A 17,418-nucleotide genomic window follows, 5' to 3' on the forward strand; every position below is an offset into this window, starting at 1 on the left:
CCACAAACGACTCAAGGCACGATGGGCCGATCAAAACCTGCTTAGCCTCTTTACTCATATGCGATAGCCCTGCCACAAGGGGGAGGGTGAAGAAAGACTACCCCTTCGACGGCGTGAACCTTGCCACCAGCGTGTGGCTCTCCGCCGCATAGGTGAAGCGCACATGAGTGACCGGATGTTCGGCGCTCCATGTCCGCCGTTCGACCACCAGGCACGGCGCGCCGGCTGCGATATCGAGCGCGGCCGCGATATGCCTGTCGGCGGCGACAGCGCGAATCCGGTGCTCGGCTTCGCTCCACGGCACACGGCCGATCAGCCATGGCCCTGGCGCGATGGCGAGAAATTCCTCGTCGGCTGCTTCAGGCACGGCGGCAAGGTTGATCACCCGCTGTTCATGCGCGAATGGCCGCTCGCCGGCGAAATGCCGACACTCCAACGCCAGCACCGGCCCGGCCACGCCCAGCTCCAGCAGTGCGCGATCCTCGGCGCTGCTGAGCCTCTTTTGTCGCGCCGCGCGCTCGTAGCGATAGGCTAGGCCGAGCGCTTCGACCTCGATCCGGATGTCGTGGATTTCCAGCACCGCCGCCTGCGACTGCGGCCGGCGGACGAAACTGCCCGAACGACGCCGGCGCTCGATCAGTCCGGCCTTGGCAAGCTGCGACAGCGCCTTGTTCACCGTCATGCGCGAGCAATTGTATTGCGTGCTCAGTTCGTGTTCGAACGGAATGCGGTGACCAGGCGCCCAGGCGCCGGACATGATGCGTTCGCTGATGTCGGACAGGATGCGCTGGTGCAGCGAGCCGCCTTCCGTCCCTATTGTCCCGGTCATGCTCATGCCGAAAGCGCCGTCATCACGCCGCGAAACCGGTCAGCGATGGCCTCGCGTCTGGCATGCCTGCCGCCGCTGACCTGTTTTTGGCCATGCACCCAAACGCAGTCGACCTTGCTGCCATTGGCGAAGATCCAGGCGTCGAGGATAGCGTCGCCGGTCTTGCCGGCCAGCGAAGGACTGCCGGCGTCGAGCGAGACGAGATCGGCGGATGCGCCGGCGGCGATCGCTGAGGCGCCGGCACCAAGCGCGACGCTGCCGCCGTCATGCGCGGCGTCGAACAGCGCGCGGCCGGTCGAGCCGCCGGCGACCGCGAGCACGTTGCGGGCGCGGTGGGCGAGGCGCTGCGAATATTCGAGCTGGCGCAATTCGTCGGGCAGCCCGATCAGCACGTTGGAATCGGAGCCGACCCCGAAGCGGCCGCCATGCTCTATGAACAGCGGCGCGGCAAAAGTGCCGTCGCCGAGATTGGCCTCGGTGATCGGGCAAAGACCGGCAATCGCGCCGCTCTTGGCCATGCCGATCGTTTCCGCATCGGTCATATGCGTGGCGTGGATCAGGCACCAGCGTTGGTCGACCTCGGCATGGCCAAGCAGAAATTCGACCGGCCGCGCGCTCGACCAAGCAAGGCAATCCTCGACCTCCTTCACCTGCTCGGCGACATGGATGTGAATCGGCCCGTCCGGCGCCATGGCAGCCACCTCGGCTAATTCCTGTGGTGTCGCCGCGCGCAAACTGTGAGGGGCAACGCCGACAACGGCTTGGTTCAAAGTGCGAACGGATTCCCGGCTTTTCTCAACAAGCCGGGAGAACCGATTCACATCGTTGACGAATCGCCGCTGGCCTTGGTTCGGAGCAGTGCCGCCGAAAGACGAGTGCGCATAAAACACCGGCAGCAGCGTTAGGCCGATACCGGTTTCACCGGCCGCGGCCGCGATGCGCTCTGCCATTTCGGCGAGGTTGGTGTAGGGTTTTCCGTCACGGTCGTGATGCAGATAGTGAAATTCGCCGACGCGCGAAAAACCGGCCTCCAACATCTCGACATAGAGTTGTGCTGCAACAGCCTCGACCTGATCGGGCGTCATCGACAGGGCGAAGCGGTACATCACCTCGCGCCAGCTCCAGAAACTGTCGGCGGAGGGGCCGCGAAGCTCGGCAAGGCCGGCCATGCCGCGTTGGAAGGCGTGGCTGTGCAGGTTGGGCATGCCGGGCAGCAGGATGGCGTGACGTTCGTCGCCGGCCTGCGCTGTGGCTCCAGGCTCGACGGCCGTGATGCGTCCCTTGGCGAAGCTGAGCCGGACATTGTCGTGCCAGCCATTAGGAAGGAGTGCCTGTTCCGCGAAGATATCAGTCACTTTTCTCTCCGGTTCTCTGTCTCTCGTGCGATGATGGCACTTGCGGTGCGTTTCAATATGTATATACATAATCGCCATCGATTGAAACGGAAAAGATGATGGTTGCAGAGAGCAAAAGCCGGGCAGGGGCGGTTCGCATCTGGCGCAATGCACGCTTGGCGACGTTGGTCGAAAACGAGGCCGGACTGGGCATCGTCGAACGGGGCGCGATCGCTGCACGTGACGGCCGCATAGTCTATGCCGGTCCCGAATCGGAGATCCCTGCGGCATTTGCCAAGGGTGCCGAGACGATCGATTGCGAGGGCCGCTGGATCACGCCCGGCCTGATCGACTGCCACACCCATCTGGTTCATGCCGGCAACCGCGCCAACGAGTTCGAGATGCGGCTGGCCGGTGCCACTTATGAAGAGGTCGCCAGGGCCGGCGGCGGCATCGTCTCCTCGGTCAAGTCGCTGCGCGCCGCCAGCGAGCGCGAGTTGGTCGCGCAATCGCTACCCCGCCTCGATGCGCTGATCGCCGAGGGTGTGACCACGGTTGAGATCAAATCGGGCTATGGGCTTGATCTGGAAAATGAGAAAAAATCGCTGCGTGCGGCCCGCCAGTTGGGCAATCAGCGTCCGGTGACGATCCGCACAACTTTCCTCGGCGCCCATGCCCTGCCGCCGGAAGCCGAGGGCGACAAGGACAGCTTTGTCGATCTGGTCGCCAAAGAAATTCTCCCTGCGATTGCCGCCGAGGGGCTGGCCGATGCCGTCGACGGCTTTTGCGAGGGCATTGCCTTTTCACCGGACCAGATGGCGCGCATCTTCGGTGCGGCCAAGGCCGCCGGCCTGCCGGTCAAGCTCCATGCAGACCAGTTGTCCAACCTGCATGGCGCCGAACTCGCCGCCCGCTATGGCGCATTGTCGGCCGATCATCTCGAATACACCGATGAGGCGGGTGCAGAGGCGATGGCCAGGGCGGGAACCGTGGCGACGATCCTGCCCGGCGCCTACTACTTCATTCGCGAAACCAAGAAGCCGCCGATCGGCCTGTTTCGCCAGAACGGCGTCAAGATGGCTGTCGCCACCGACAACAATCCCGGCACCTCGCCGCTGACCTCGCTGCTTCTGACCATGAATATGGCGGCGACCTTGTTTGGCCTGACGGTCGACGAATGCCTTGCCGGCGTCACCCGCGAGGCCGCCCGGGCGCTTGGTGAGCTAGGTGAAACCGGCACGCTCGAAGCCGGAAAATCCGCCGATCTGGCGATCTGGAACATCGAGCGCCCCGCCGAACTCGTCTACCGCATGGGCTTCAATCCGCTGCATGCCCGCATCTGGAGAGGACAATGACCGAACTAACCCTGAAGCCCGGCAACGCGACGCTGGCCGACTGGCGCGCCATCTACCGCGGCGCCGTGCCCAAGCTGGACCATGCCTGCCGGCCGAAAATCAAGGCGAGCGCCGGGGCCGTCGCCAGGATCGTTGCCAAGGGCGAGCCGGTCTATGGCATCAACACCGGCTTCGGCAAGCTGGCCAGCGTCCGCATCCCCGCGGAGGATCTCGAGACCTTGCAGCGCAACATCGTGCTGTCGCATGCCGCCGGCGTTGGCGAGCCGATGCCATCAGCCGTTTGCCGGCTGATGATGGCGCTGAAGCTCGCCAGCCTGGCGCAAGGTGCGTCCGGCGTGCGGCCGCAGACCATCGAATTGCTCGAAGGCATGCTGGCGAACGACGTCATCCCGGTGGTGCCGGCGCAAGGGTCTGTCGGCGCTTCCGGCGACCTTGCCCCGCTGTCGCACATGACGGCGGTGATGATCGGCGTCGGCGAATGCTTCACTCCGCACGGCCGTTTCCCGGCCAAGGTGGCCTTCGTCTCGCACGGGCTGGAGCCCGTGACCTTGGGCGCCAAGGAAGGCCTGGCGCTGCTCAACGGCACGCAGTTTTCGACCGCCTATGCGCTGGCCGCCCTGTTCGAGGCCGAAGTGCTCTATCAGTCTGCACTGGTCGCTGGTGCGCTATCGACCGACGCGGCAAAAGGCTCGGACGCGCCCTTCGACCCACGCATCCATGCGCTGAGACAGCATCGCGGCCAGATCGAGACGGCGGACGCGCTGCGCAATTTGATGGCCGGCAGCGCCATCCGTGAATCGCACCGGGTTGGCGACGAGCGCGTGCAGGATCCGTATTGCTTGCGCTGCCAGCCGCAGGTCATGGGCGCGGCACTCACCGTCCTGCGCCAGGCTGCCGACACGCTGGGCACCGAAGCCAATGGCGTCACCGACAATCCGCTGATCTTCGCCGAGGACGCGCTTTCGGGCGGCAATTTCCACGCCGAGCCGGTGGCCTTCGCCGCCGACATGATCGCGCTCGCGGTCTGCGAGATCGGTTCACTGTCGGAACGCCGCATCGCCATGCTGGTCGACCCGGCATTGTCGGGAATGCCGGCCTTCCTCACGCCTAAGCCCGGCTTGAACTCCGGCTTCATGATCCCGCAGGTGACGGCGGCAGCCCTGGTTTCCGAGAACAAGCAGAAAGCCTATCCGGCCAGTGTCGATTCGATACCCACTTCGGCCAACCAGGAAGACCACGTTTCGATGGCCGCGCATGGCGCGCGCCGGCTGATCGGCATGGTCGAGAACGCCACCGCGGTCATCGGCATCGAATTGCTGGCAGCGGCACAAGGCTGCGACTTCCATGCTCCGCTGGCGTCGAGCGCGGCACTTGAAGCCGTGCGCAAGCTGGTCCGGGCCGAGGTGCCGCATCTCGACAATGACCGGCATTTCCACCCCGACATGGAAAAGGCCATCGCCATGGTGCGCAGCGGCGCGACCATCAGGGCAGCCGGCACGGTGGCGCTGCCGTCGATTTCTGGAGCGGCATGATGGCAAGCGCGCCCTGGCTCACGATAACGCGCGGCACGGCTCCGTTGCTGGTCTCGATCCCGCACACCGGCATCGACCTCGCCGGCCTCGAGAACCGGCTGGTGTCGCCCTGGGTTGGCCGTCGCGATTGTGACTGGTGGATCGACAAGCTTTACGATTTCGCCACTGACCTTGGGGCGACCGTCGTGCATACGGCGATCTCGCGCACCGTCATCGACGTTAACCGTGATCCGTCCGGCGCCTCGCTCTATCCCGGTCAGGCGACGACTGGCCTGTGCCCGACCGAGACCTTCGATGGCGATCCGCTGTATCGGGAGGGCGAAGAACCGGGGCCGTCGGAGATCGACGAGCGCCGTGAAAAATTCTTCGCGCCTTACCATGCCGCGCTGCAGGCCGAGATCGACCGGCTGCGTGGCCTGCACGAAAAGATCGTCGTCTATGACTGCCACTCGATCCGCTCGGTGCTGCCGCGCCTGTTCGACGGCATGCTGCCGGTGTTCAATCTCGGCACCAATGACGGCAAGAGCGCCGATCCGGCCCTGCAGGCGGTGATCGGCCAGATCATGGCCGAAACCGGCGAAGCCTCCGTCGTCAATGGCCGCTTCAAGGGCGGCTGGATCACACGCCATTTCGGCCAGCCACAACAGGGCGTGCATGCGCTGCAGATGGAGCTCTCCAACCGCGGCTATATGCGCGAGCCCGATGGCAAGGGTATGCCGGACAACTGGCCGGTGCCTTACGATGCCGAGTTCGCAGCACCGATCCGCGCCACGCTGCGGAAAATCCTCGAGGCCGCGACATCCTGGGCGCGCGTCTGAAATTCGATCCTTTTGGAGTGACGCCATGAACAATCCTCGCCACAACATCCGCGAAGTCCGCAGCCCGCGAGGCACGGAAATCAGTGCCCGCTCCTGGCTGACGGAAGCACCGCTGCGCATGCTGATGAACAATCTCGATCCGGACGTCGCCGAAAATCCCAACGAACTGGTCGTCTATGGCGGCATCGGCAGGGCGGCGCGCACCTGGAACGATTTTGACCGCATCGTCGCGTCGTTGAGGACGCTGGCCGATGACGAGACTTTGCTGGTCCAGTCGGGCAAGCCAGTCGGTGTGTTCCGCACCCATCCCGATGCGCCGCGCGTGCTGATCGCCAACTCCAACCTCGTGCCGCATTGGGCGACCTGGGAGAAGTTCAACGAGCTCGATAAGAAGGGCCTCATGATGTACGGCCAGATGACGGCCGGCTCGTGGATCTACATCGGCACGCAAGGCATCGTGCAGGGCACTTACGAGACCTTCGTCGAGGCCGGTCGCCAGCACTATGGCGGCAATCTGAAGGGAAAATGGATCTTGACTGGCGGGCTCGGCGGCATGGGCGGCGCCCAGCCGCTCGCCGCTGTCATGGCCGGCGCCTGCTGCCTGGCGATCGAATGCAATCCGGACTCGATCGATTTCCGCCTGCGCACCCGCTACGTCGACGAGAAGGCCGAGACACTCGATGAAGCGATGGAGATGATCGAGCGCTGGACCAAGGCCGGCGAGGCGAAGTCGGTAGGCCTACTTGGCAATACGGCCGATATCGTCCCGGAAATGTTCAGGCGTGGCATTCGCCCCGATATGGTCACCGACCAGACTTCGGCTCACGACCCCATCAATGGCTATCTGCCGAAGGGCTGGACGATGGCCGAATGGCGCGAGAAGCGCGTCAGCGATCCCAAGGCGGTCGAGAAGGCGGCCCGCGCTTCGATGCGCGAACATGTCGAGGCGATGGTGGCGTTCTGGAACGCCGGTGTACCGACGCTCGACTATGGCAACAACATTCGCCAGGTGGCCAAGGAAGAAGGCTTCGAGAACGCTTTCGCCTTCCCCGGTTTCGTGCCGGCCTATATCCGTCCGCTGTTCTGCCGCGGTATCGGTCCGTTCCGCTGGGCGGCCCTGTCGGGCGATCCGGAGGATATCTACAAGACCGACGCCAAGGTGCGCGAACTGACGCCCGGCAACACCCATCTGCACAACTGGCTCGATATGGCGCGTGAGCGCATCGCCTTTCAGGGTTTGCCGGCTCGTATCTGCTGGGTTGGTCTCGGCGACCGGCATCGGCTCGGCCTTGCTTTCAACGAGATGGTGGCCAAAGGCGAGCTGAAGGCGCCGGTCGTCATCGGCCGCGATCACCTCGATTCCGGCTCGGTCGCCTCGCCGAACCGCGAAACGGAGTCCATGAAGGACGGCTCGGATGCCGTGTCCGACTGGCCGCTGCTCAACGCATTGCTCAACACGGCGTCGGGCGCCACCTGGGTGTCGCTGCACCATGGCGGCGGCGTCGGCATGGGCTTCTCGCAGCACGCCGGCATGGTCATCGTCGCCGACGGCACGCGCGAAGCGGCCAAACGACTGGAACGGGTATTGTGGAACGACCCGGCGACCGGCGTGATGCGCCACGCCGATGCCGGCTACGACATCGCCATCGAATGCGCCAGGGAGCATCAGCTCAACCTGCCCGGCATTCTCGGCTGATTGCCTGAACCGATGCGCATTCTGCGGGCAGCCGAATACCGGTCGATGCCGTGGAAGAACGGCGGTGGCGTGACGACCGAAATCGCCGTCTCCCCCACTGGGGCCGGCCTCGACGACTTCGACTGGCGCGTCTCGATGGCGCGCGTCGAATCGAGCGGCCCGTTCTCGCAGTTTGCCGGCATCGATCGCACCCTTGCCGTGCTCGAAGGCGAGGGCATCATCCTCGAGATTGCCGGCTACCCGCCGACATCCATAAACAGGGCGACCGCTCTGTTTTCCTTCCCGGCCGACGTGCAGAGCTCGGCCACGCTGATCGGCGGGCCGATCACCGATCTCAATGTCATGACCCGCCGAAGCCGGATGAGGCATTCGGTCGAACGCCTGTCGATTTCGACACCTGCGGAAATCCGGACTGAAGCCGGTACAACCCTCATCTTGTGCTTGAACGGCGAAGTCACTGTGCCCGGCGCCGAACCGGTTCGTCTCGGAGCACTGGACACGTTGGTAGCCGGTCCGGACAACGCCAGCCTGCTTGTCCAGCCAGCCCATGCCGCAACGCTGTTCGTGATCCGGATCGGCGGCATTTCCGGCAATGGTTAACGCCTGTTTCCAAACATGATCGCGATGCCGGCGAATTATAGCGTAAGCTGAAGGCGGGCATCACGAAAAAGCCCGAATCCTTTCCGTCGATCGATCCCGACGGGAAGAGGGGCGCTCGTCGTTGTTTTTCGCTGAGAGATGACGCCCTGTCGCGGTGCGGAAACAAACTTTCGGCAAATGGGGCTTATGCAACCAATTGCAATTGAATCGGTTTTAGGGCCATTGCCGTGGCGGTGACGCCGCTGACTGCCCCGCTTACGGAATTTTCAATGAATATTCAGACGACCCCTGCCCAAATCGAGAAGACAAGCGCGAGCTTCCCGGCCATCACCGAAGAGCCGATCCGCTCCAATTACCTGCCTGAAGAGCGTCTTCGGCTGCTCGGTGAAAGGCTGGCAAACGGCGACCTCACGGATTTGTTCGGCCTGACGCCGTTCGATTTTCAGGCCCGGATCCGAGACAGTGCCAAGAAGATTTTGGAAGTCTACCGGTCGACCAATGCGGCGCAGGCGAGGGGCGAGACGATCACGCCGTCGGCTCAATGGCTGCTCGACAACAATTATCTGGTCGAAGAGACCATTTTCCAGGTCAAGCGCGATCTGCCGCGCCGCTTCTATCGCCAGCTGCCGACCCTGAAACTGCCTGACAACGGCAGCGTGCCGCGCGCGCTGGCGCTGGCCTGGACCTATATGGCGCATTCGGACAGCTCCGTCTCGGCGACGATGTTCAAGTCTATCGTCCAGGGTTTTCAATCGGTCGAGCCGCTGAAGATCGGCGAACTCTGGGCGCTGCCTTCCCTGTTGCGCTTCGTCCTAATCGAGAATCTCCGCCGGTTGGCGGTCAGGGTCAACCGCACCCGTCAGATGCGCCAGATCGCCAACGATGTGGCGGACAAGGTTCTGGCGATCGACGACAGTTCCGACCGGCAGGCAATCCTGTCCAACTTCAGCGCCCATGCGCAGGACACCACCTTTGCCACCCAGCTGCTCTACCGTCTGCGCGATGGATCGCAGAACGCCGGCAAGGCCCTGGAATGGCTAGAAGGCGAACTCGAAAAGGCCGGCTCCGACGCCGAGGAAATCATCATTTCCGAACATCAGACGCTGTCCAGCGGCAATGTGACGACGGGTAACATCATCCGCGGCCTGCGCCTCATCAACGACGTCGACTGGACCGTTTGGTTCGAAGGCGTCAGCCGCATCGATACCGTGCTGCGCGAGCGCACCGATTTCGCCGCGCTCGACTTCTTCTCGCGTGACCAGTACCGGACTGCGATCGAGGAACTGGCGCGCCGCTCGGACCTCTCCGAATATCGTGTCGCCGACAAAGCCATCGAACTGGCCGGCCACGCCGCCGGCGAGACCATGTTGCGCGATGATGTCGGCGATGCCGTATCAACGCCATCCGCCCACACCGATGTGGGTTTCTTTCTCGTCGGCCCACGCCGGCTGGAGCTGGAGAAAGCGATCGGCTATCGGCCTACCGTCAGCCAGACGTTCAAACGAGCCTTCCGCAAGACCGGATGGCTTGGCATCGTCGTGCCGGTGTTTGCGCTGACGGCCCTGCTTCTGGTCCTCTCCGGCAATGCACTCGCCAATCTCGGCCTGTCGGTGCCGTCGATCGCCCTGATGCTGGTGCTGTTTGCAGTGCCGGCCAGCGAGGGCGCGCTCGCCTTCTTCAACACTGTCGTTTCGCTGTTCCTCAAACCGACGCGCCTCGTCGGCTACGATTACAGGCACGGCGTGCCGCCCGAGGCGCGCACGCTGGTGGTGGTGCCGTCGCTGATCGGTTCACGCGACGACGTCGAGGAGAATGTCCGCAACATCGAGGTGCATCATCTCGCCAACACGGCCGATGAAATCCATTTCGCGCTGCTGTCGGACTGGCCCGACAGCAAGACCGAGATCGATGCGGCGGATACTGAAATCCTCGAATTCGCCCGCGCCGAGATCGCCCGTCTCAACGACCGCTATCCCTCCGAAGGCGCGCCCCGTTTCTATATCTTGCACCGGCGCCGGCTCTTCAATGCGGCTCAAGGGTCCTGGATGGGCTGGGAGCGCAAGCGCGGCAAGCTGCACGAACTCGACCTTCTGCTGCGCGGCGACAGCGACACCACCTTCCTGCCGCTCGATGTGCCGTTACCGGAGAACGTCGTCCATGTGATGACTCTCGATGCCGACACGCGCACCACTCGAGACGCGGTCGCGACCATGGTCGGCAAGCTTTGCCACCCGCTCAACCGCCCGCATTTCGATGCCAGCAAGCGCGTCGTCACGGCTGGCTATGCGATCCTGCAGCCGCGCATCACCGCGTCGCTGACCAGCGGCGACGATGCATCGTTTTTCCAGCGGGTCTTTTCGGCCAATCGCGGCCTCGACCCCTATGTCTTTGCCGTGTCCGATCTCTATCAGGACGTCTTCGGCGACGGATCTTTCACTGGAAAGGGCCTCTATCATGTCGACGCCTTCGAGGCGGCGCTGCAGGGCCGTATCGAGGAAAACACCATCCTCAGCCACGATCTGCTGGAGGGCGCGCTGGCGCGCGCGGCGCTGGTCACCGACGTCGAACTGGTCGAAGACTATCCGACGCGCTACTCGGTCGATGCCTCGCGCCACCATCGCTGGGCACGCGGCGACTGGCAACTCCTCGGCTTCATGCTCGATCCGCGCTCCGGCGTGCCGGCCCTGTCGCGCTGGAAGATGATCGACAATCTGCGCCGCTCGTTGACACCGATCTTCTGGGTGATGGCGGCGATCGGCGGCTGGACGCTGCTGCCCTTCACGCAGGCGGCGCAATGGCAGGCTTTGCTGATCCTCAGCCTGTTCATGGCGCCGACATTCAACATCGTCAACGCCATCCTGCCCAAGAGCGGCGACCAGACGCCGCGCGGCCATTTCTCGGCGCTGGCACGCGACGTTGCCTTCGGCACCGCCATGGTGGCGCTGAAGATCGTGCTGATGGCGCACAACGCCTGGATGATGGGCGACGCCATCGTCCGCACGCTGTACCGGCTGTTCGTCAGCCGCCAGAATCTTTTGGAATGGCGCACTGCCTCGCAGGCGCATAAGAGCGGCGACAATAGTGTCGGTTCCTATTACGGTATGATGTATGGCGCCGTGATCATCGGCTTCGTCGGCCTTGCCATTCCGGTGCTGGCCGATTCCACCGGTGCCTTCGTCGCCTTCTTCTTCGCGCTGTTCTGGATTGGCTCGCCCGCCATCGCCAGTTGGATCAGCCGTTCGGCCGAAACCGAGGATCGCTTGCGCATATCGCAAGCTGACATCCATGCGTTGCGCACGGTGGCACGGCGCACATGGCACTATTTCGAAAGCTTCGTGACGTCAGAGCACCACCATCTGCCGCCCGACAATTTCCAGGAAAGCCCGGCGCCGGTCGTCGCACCACGAACCTCGCCGACCAATATCGGCGTCTATCTGCTGTCCGTCGTATCGGCCCGCGATTTCGGCTGGATCAGCCTGTCCGATGCCATCACCCGCATCGACGCTACCATGTCGACGATCGAGGGTATGCCGCGCGACCGCGGCCACCTCTTCAACTGGTACGACACGACGACACTGAAGCCGCTCTACCCGCTCTACATCTCGGCCGTCGACAGCGGCAATCTTGCCGGCCATCTGGTGGCTGTGGCGGCAGCCTGCGCCGAATGGGCGGAGGCACCCTCCGTCCATCTCCAGGGTGATTTCGAAGGCATTCTCGACACGGTCACCGTTCTCAGCGAAAGCCTTGATGAGTTGCCCGATGACCGTCGCCAGCTGCGCCCCCTGCGCCAGCGCCTCGCCGACCGTCTCGACGGCATGCGGCGCGCGGTCGACACCATCAAGGCGCAGCCGGAGATGGCGTCGATCCGCACCATCAACCTGGCTGTGCTTGCCGGCGAGATCCGCAAGCTTGCCACAGCTATCCACACCGAGGCGGCGTCCCCCCAGAGCGACGTCATCGTCGACTGGGCGGCAAGGCTGGAGGCCACCTGCGAAGCGCACGTCCATGACGCGCACAGCGACGACAATGCCGTCGAGGCATTGCGTGCCAAGCTGATCACCCTGCGCGAGCGCACGCGCCGCTTCGCCTTCGAGATGGATTTCTCCTTCCTGATGCGGCCGGAGCGCAAATTGCTGTCGATCGGCTACCGGGTCGAGGAACACCAGCTCGACGAAAGCTGCTACGATCTTCTGGCTTCCGAGGCGCGGCTGACCAGCCTGTTCGCCATCGCCAAGGGCGACCTGCCGACCGAGCACTGGTTCCGGCTTGGCCGACCGATCGTCGAGATCGGGTTCCAGGGCGCACTGATGTCGTGGTCCGGCTCGATGTTCGAATATCTGATGCCGCCACTGGTCATGAAGGAGCCGCACGGCTCGATCCTCAACCAGACCAGCAAGCTGATCATCAAGCGCCAGATCCAGTATGGCCGCCAGAAGAACGTACCGTGGGGCATTTCGGAAGCGGCCTACAATGCCCGCGACCGTGAACTGACCTACCAGTACACCAATTTCGGCGTGCCCGGCCTTGGGCTGAAGCGCGGCCTTGGCCAGAACACGGTAATCGCACCTTACGCCACCATATTGGCGGCACAGTTCAACCCGCGTGAGGCGGTGCACAATCTCGCCCGGCTCAGGGAAGTCGGCGCACTAGGCCGCCACGGCTACTATGATGCCGTCGACTTCACGCCGCAGCGCGTGCCCGAAGGCACCGACCATGTCGTCGTGCAAAACTACATGGCGCACCATTCGGGCATGTCGATCGTGGCGGTCGCCGACGCCATCTTCGAAGGTCGCATGCGCGACCGCTTCCACAGCGATCCGGTCATCGAATCGGCCGAATTGCTGCTGCAGGAGAGGGCGCCCCGCGACATTCCGACCGCGACCGTCAGGACCGAGGCCGACGAACGCTCCAAGGACGAGACCGAGATCGAGAGCCCTGACACCCGCATCGTGCTCAACCCGCTGCAATCGCTGCGCTCGACCAGCGTCATGTCGAACGGTCGTTATTCGGTGATGGTCACGGCGACCGGCTCGGGCTACAGCCGCTGGGGCGATCTCGCCGTCACCCGCTGGCAGCCGGACCCGACCGAGGACCGGCTTGGCTCCTACATCTTCCTGCGAGACGCCGATACCGGCGACTGGTGGTCGGCGACGTCGGAGCCGAAGCGTGCGGTCGAGGAAACGGCGCAGACCTTGTTCTCCGACGACAAGGCGAGCTTCGTCAAATCGGTGGGGACGTTGCGCTCCGAGGTCGAATGCATCGTCGTTTCGGAAGGCAACGGCGAGGGGCGTCGGGTTACGCTCTACAATGATGGCCCATCCGACCGTCACATTGAAGTGACCTCTTTTGCCGAACTGGTGCTCGGTCTGGAAGCGTCCGACAACGCGCATCCGGCCTTCTCGAAGATGTTCGTGGAAACCGAAATCTCTGCGAATAACGCGGCGATCTTCGCCACACGGCGCAAGCGCGAGACCAGCGAGCCCGATATCGCCATGGTGCATTTCGTCACCGATCCGTCAGGGTCGGCGCGCGATGCCGAGGCCGAGACCGACAGGCGCGCCTTCATCGGCCGTGGCCGTACCATTGTCGACGCAGCCGCGTTCGATCCGGGCGCCAGGCTCGGCGGCCATTCAGGCTTCACGCTCGATCCCGTCGCCTCGCTGCGCCGGCAAGTGCGGGTGCCGGCCAACAAGAAGATATCGTTGACTTTCTGGACCGTGGTCGGCGCCGGCCGTGCCGAACTGGACGAGGCTATCGCCCGGCTCGATCATCCCGAGAGTTTTGCCCGCCAGGCCATGCTCGCCTGGACGCGCAGCCAGGTCCAGACGCGTCATATGGGCCTCAGCCTGACCGATGCCGCCAATGTGCAGAAGCTGGCGCGCTACCTGATCTATCCGGATCCGTTCCTGCGTCTCCCCGCCGAGTCCATTTCCACGGGGCTGGGCAAGCAGTCGAGCCTGTGGCCGACCAGCATTTCCGGCGATTTCCCGATCTTCCTGGTCAGGATCGGTGACGTGGCCGATCTGGAAATCGTCGCCCAGGCGTTGCGTTTCCAGGAATATATGCGCAGCCGTGGCATGATGATCGACTTCGTCGTCGTCAACGAGCAGGCGTCCTCCTATGTCCAGGACCTGCAACGGGCGGTCGAGACGCTATGCGAAAACAGCCGTTTGCGCGGCAAGGAGCTCGGACCTCGCCAGCACATTTTCGCGGTGCGCCGCGATCTTATGGACGACACGACCTACAAGACGCTGCTCGCCGTGGCCCGCGTCGTCCTGCACACGCGCAACGGCACCATCTTCGACCAGATTGAGCGGGCTGAAGCAGCCGCCTTGCAGGCGCGTGACGCCCTGCTGCCGACAGCATTTCCGGTTCCGCGTGACCTGCCGTCGCCGACGCCCACGACGCATGCATTCGCCTCGCAGGCGGTGGCCAATGTCAGCGCCGATGGAAGTGGGCTCAGCCAGTGGAACGGGTTTGGCGGTTTCGATGGCGACGGGCGGCACTATGTCGTGCGCCTGGCCGGCCGGCGAACGACGCCGCAGCCGTGGATCAACGTCGTCTCCAACGCCTCGTTCGGCTTCCATACCTCGGCCGAGGGTGCTGCATTCACCTGGAGCCGAAACAGCCGCGACTACCAGTTGACGCCATGGTCGAATGATCCGGTTTCGAACCGGCCGGGCGAGGGCCTCTACATCTACGATCAGGCCAGCGGCAAGGCGTTCTCGCCGCTCGCCGCCATGGTGCGCGATCCCTCGATGACGTACGAGGCCTGGCATGGCCAGGGTTTCTCGACCTTCCGTTCGAGGCGCGGGCCGTTGTCGATGGATCTTACCCATGTCGTCGATCCGGTCGATCCGGTGAAAATTTCGCGGCTGCGTATCCAGAATGCCGGTTCGGTGCCGGCACGGCTGCGCGTGTATGCCTATGCCGAATGGGTGCTCGGCGGGCATCGGTCGCGCACGGCGGCAACCATCGTTCCGGCGCGGGACGCTGCCAGCGGCGCGTTGCTGGCGCAAAATCCCTATGGTCTCGATTTCGGCGAGCGGGTGGCCTTCCTCGCCGCTGATGGCGGCGTCCATTCGGTGACATCCGACCGCTCGGAGTTCCTCGGCCGGCATGGCTCCAGCGAGCTTCCGCAGGCGGTGCTAAGCGGTGCTGGACTGTCGGACCGTGTCGAGGCCGGCGACGATCCGTGCGCGGCGATCGCCCGCGATATTGAGATTCCGGCCGGCGGCGACGTGACGCTGCTCTGGCTGCTCGGTGACGCCGAATCCGCCGAGGAGGCGAGTGCCTTGGTGCGGAAGCACCGAGCCAAGGATTTCGACCAGCGTCTGGCCGACAATGAGCGCGAGTGGCGTGGTTTCCTCGACACCATCCAGGTCGAGACGCCGGACAAGGCGCTCGACGCCATGGTCAATCACTGGCTGCCCTATCAAAGCCTGACCTGTCGCATCCGTGCCCGCTCCGCCTTCTATCAGGCCAGTGGTGCGTTCGGCTTCCGCGACCAGTTGCAGGATACGCTTGCGTTGCTGGCGCATGATCCGCAACTGGCGCGCGACCAGATACTCAACGCGGCGCGGCGGCAATTCCCCGAAGGCGACGTGCAGCACTGGTGGCTGCCGCGCACCGGTGCCGGCGTGCGCACCCTGATCTCCGACGACGTGGTCTGGCTGGCTCACGCCACGGCGCGCTACCTGTTGGTCACCGGTGATGTCACCATACTGAAGGAGCAATTGCCCTTCATCGACGGGCAGGCGCTGGGCGATGATGAGCACGATGCCTTCTTCACTCCGGAAATCTCGAAGAAGACGGCGTCGCTCTACGACCATTGCGCGCGCGCGCTCGATCTCGCCATCAAGCGCAGCAGCCCTGCGGGCCTGCCGCTGATCCTCGGCGGCGACTGGAACGACGGCATGAACCGCGTCGGCGGGCACGGCAAGGGCGAGAGCGTATGGCTCGGCTGGTTCCTGTTGAAAACTCTGGGTGACTTCGCTCCCGTTGCCAAGGTCGAGGGCGATGCCAAGCGTGCACAGGCCTGGGCGAAACATGCCGACGTGCTGAAGCGGGCGCTTGAAAGCACGGCATGGGACGGCGAGTGGTATCGGCGCGGCAGCTTCGACGATGGCAGCCCGCTGGGGTCGCGAACATCGCAGGAATGCAAGATCGACTCGATCGCCCAGTCCTGGAGCGTGCTTTCGGGAGAGGGCGATCCGGCGCGGTCGACGACGGCGATGGAGCAGGCGACCAAGCTGCTCGTCGACGACAAGCTCAAGATCGTCAAGCTGTTCACGCCGCCCTTCTCGAAGACGGATAAAGACCCAGGGTATATCAAGAGCTATCCGCCCGGTGTGCGCGAGAATGGCGGCCAGTACACCCACGCCGCCACATGGTTCGTCATCGCGCTTGCCGAGATGGGGCGGACCGACGAGGCCTATCGCTGTTTCTCGATGCTGAACCCCGTCAACCATGCGATCGACGAGGCCTCGGCCGAGCACTATCGCGTCGAACCTTATGTCGTGGCGGCCGATATCTATGCCGGGGACGGCAATGCCGGCAACAACAAGGGCGGCCGTGGCGGCTGGACCTGGTACACCGGCTCCGCCGGCTGGCTCTACAGGGCGGCGGTAGAAGGCATCCTCGGCATCGAACGGCGCGGCAAGCGTGTCCAGTTCAAGCCGAAACTACCCACTCACTGGGACGGCTATTCGGCAACCCTCAAGATGCTGGGGGCGGAACTCAAGGTTCGCGTCATCCGCGACAATAAGGCCAAGGCCGTGACGCTGGAGGTGAACGGGGCAAAGACCAAGGCTTCGGCGCTCGAACTGAGGGCTGGCGAAGTTACCGACGTCATCGTCAGGATCCCGGCCTGATGCATGTTGCCCCAAAAGCGTGCTCCCGGACCTAGCCCCGGGGGCTCGGTTTTTGGGCCATGACGAGATGCGCGGCGCCATGCCGTCCGGCGTTGCCGTCGGCCCGGCTGAAGGCGATGCCTCTGAGAAGCACATGAAATCAAAGGCTTGGGGTGCGCCGTAACGGTCGCCTCGATCGACGAGACGTAGTCCCCGTCGCTAGGCGGGGCGCAAGCGCACTTGGCTTTGGCCTATACTGCGCAGAAGGAGATTTCGGCCTTGGTCATGCGCCCGACATTGCCGCTGATTAAAATTGTGGCAGCGTGTGCCAACTGCCATGATTTCGCCGTATGCCTGACATTTTACCTGTCTTCTCAAACCGTTAGGTGATCACGGCAGATT

The 17,418-nt window shown here is 63.9% G+C and carries 8 protein-coding genes; 6 read left to right on the plus strand and 2 right to left on the minus strand.

Going from position 1 to position 17,418, the window contains the following annotated elements; genetic code table 11:
* Nucleotides 1-97: 97 nt before the first annotated feature.
* Together hutC and X744_RS143735 are read right to left on the minus strand one after the other, a co-directional pair.
* Entirely contained in the window at nt 98-835 is a 738-nt protein-coding gene (gene hutC, locus X744_RS143740) for a histidine utilization repressor (protein ID WP_023762186.1), read from the minus strand.
* Nucleotides 832-2,184 (minus strand): formimidoylglutamate deiminase, encoded by a 1,353-nt coding sequence (locus X744_RS143735; RefSeq protein ID WP_023762187.1) that lies wholly within the window; start codon nt 2,182-2,184, stop codon nt 832-834. Before X744_RS143735 ends, hutC begins: the two co-directional genes overlap by 4 nt.
* 98 nt (nt 2,185-2,282) lie before the next feature.
* Here X744_RS143735 and hutI point away from each other — a divergent pair, with 98 nt between their 5' ends.
* From hutI to X744_RS143705, 6 genes are all read left to right on the plus strand, one after another.
* A complete protein-coding gene (gene hutI / locus X744_RS143730; protein WP_023762188.1) occupies nt 2,283-3,518 on the plus strand; it encodes an imidazolonepropionase in 1,236 nt (411 codons plus the stop codon).
* Nucleotides 3,515-5,050 carry a histidine ammonia-lyase gene (gene hutH, locus X744_RS143725; protein WP_023762189.1) on the plus strand — a complete coding sequence of 512 codons (1,536 nt, stop codon included), beginning with the start codon at nt 3,515-3,517 and terminating at the stop codon, nt 5,048-5,050. Before hutI ends, hutH begins: the two co-directional genes overlap by 4 nt.
* On the plus strand, nt 5,050-5,868 hold the full coding sequence (gene hutG / locus X744_RS143720) for an N-formylglutamate deformylase (RefSeq protein WP_023762190.1): 819 nt from the start codon (nt 5,050-5,052) through the stop codon (nt 5,866-5,868). Before hutH ends, hutG begins: the two co-directional genes overlap by 1 nt.
* A gap of 25 nt (nt 5,869-5,893) precedes the next feature.
* A complete protein-coding gene (gene hutU / locus X744_RS143715) occupies nt 5,894-7,564 on the plus strand; it encodes a urocanate hydratase (RefSeq protein WP_023762191.1) in 1,671 nt (556 codons plus the stop codon).
* Nucleotides 7,565-7,576: 12 nt separating this feature from the next.
* Nucleotides 7,577-8,164, plus strand: coding sequence for a HutD family protein (locus tag X744_RS143710; protein ID WP_023762192.1), 588 nt, complete (start codon nt 7,577-7,579; stop codon nt 8,162-8,164).
* Between the two features lie 269 nt (nt 8,165-8,433).
* Nucleotides 8,434-17,037 (plus strand): glucoamylase family protein, encoded by an 8,604-nt coding sequence (locus X744_RS143705; protein WP_023762193.1) that lies wholly within the window; start codon nt 8,434-8,436, stop codon nt 17,035-17,037.
* Nucleotides 17,038-17,418 lie beyond the last annotated feature (381 nt).

This window comes from Mesorhizobium sp. LNHC252B00 (assembly GCF_000502955.1).
Lineage (GTDB): Bacteria > Pseudomonadota > Alphaproteobacteria > Rhizobiales > Rhizobiaceae > Mesorhizobium.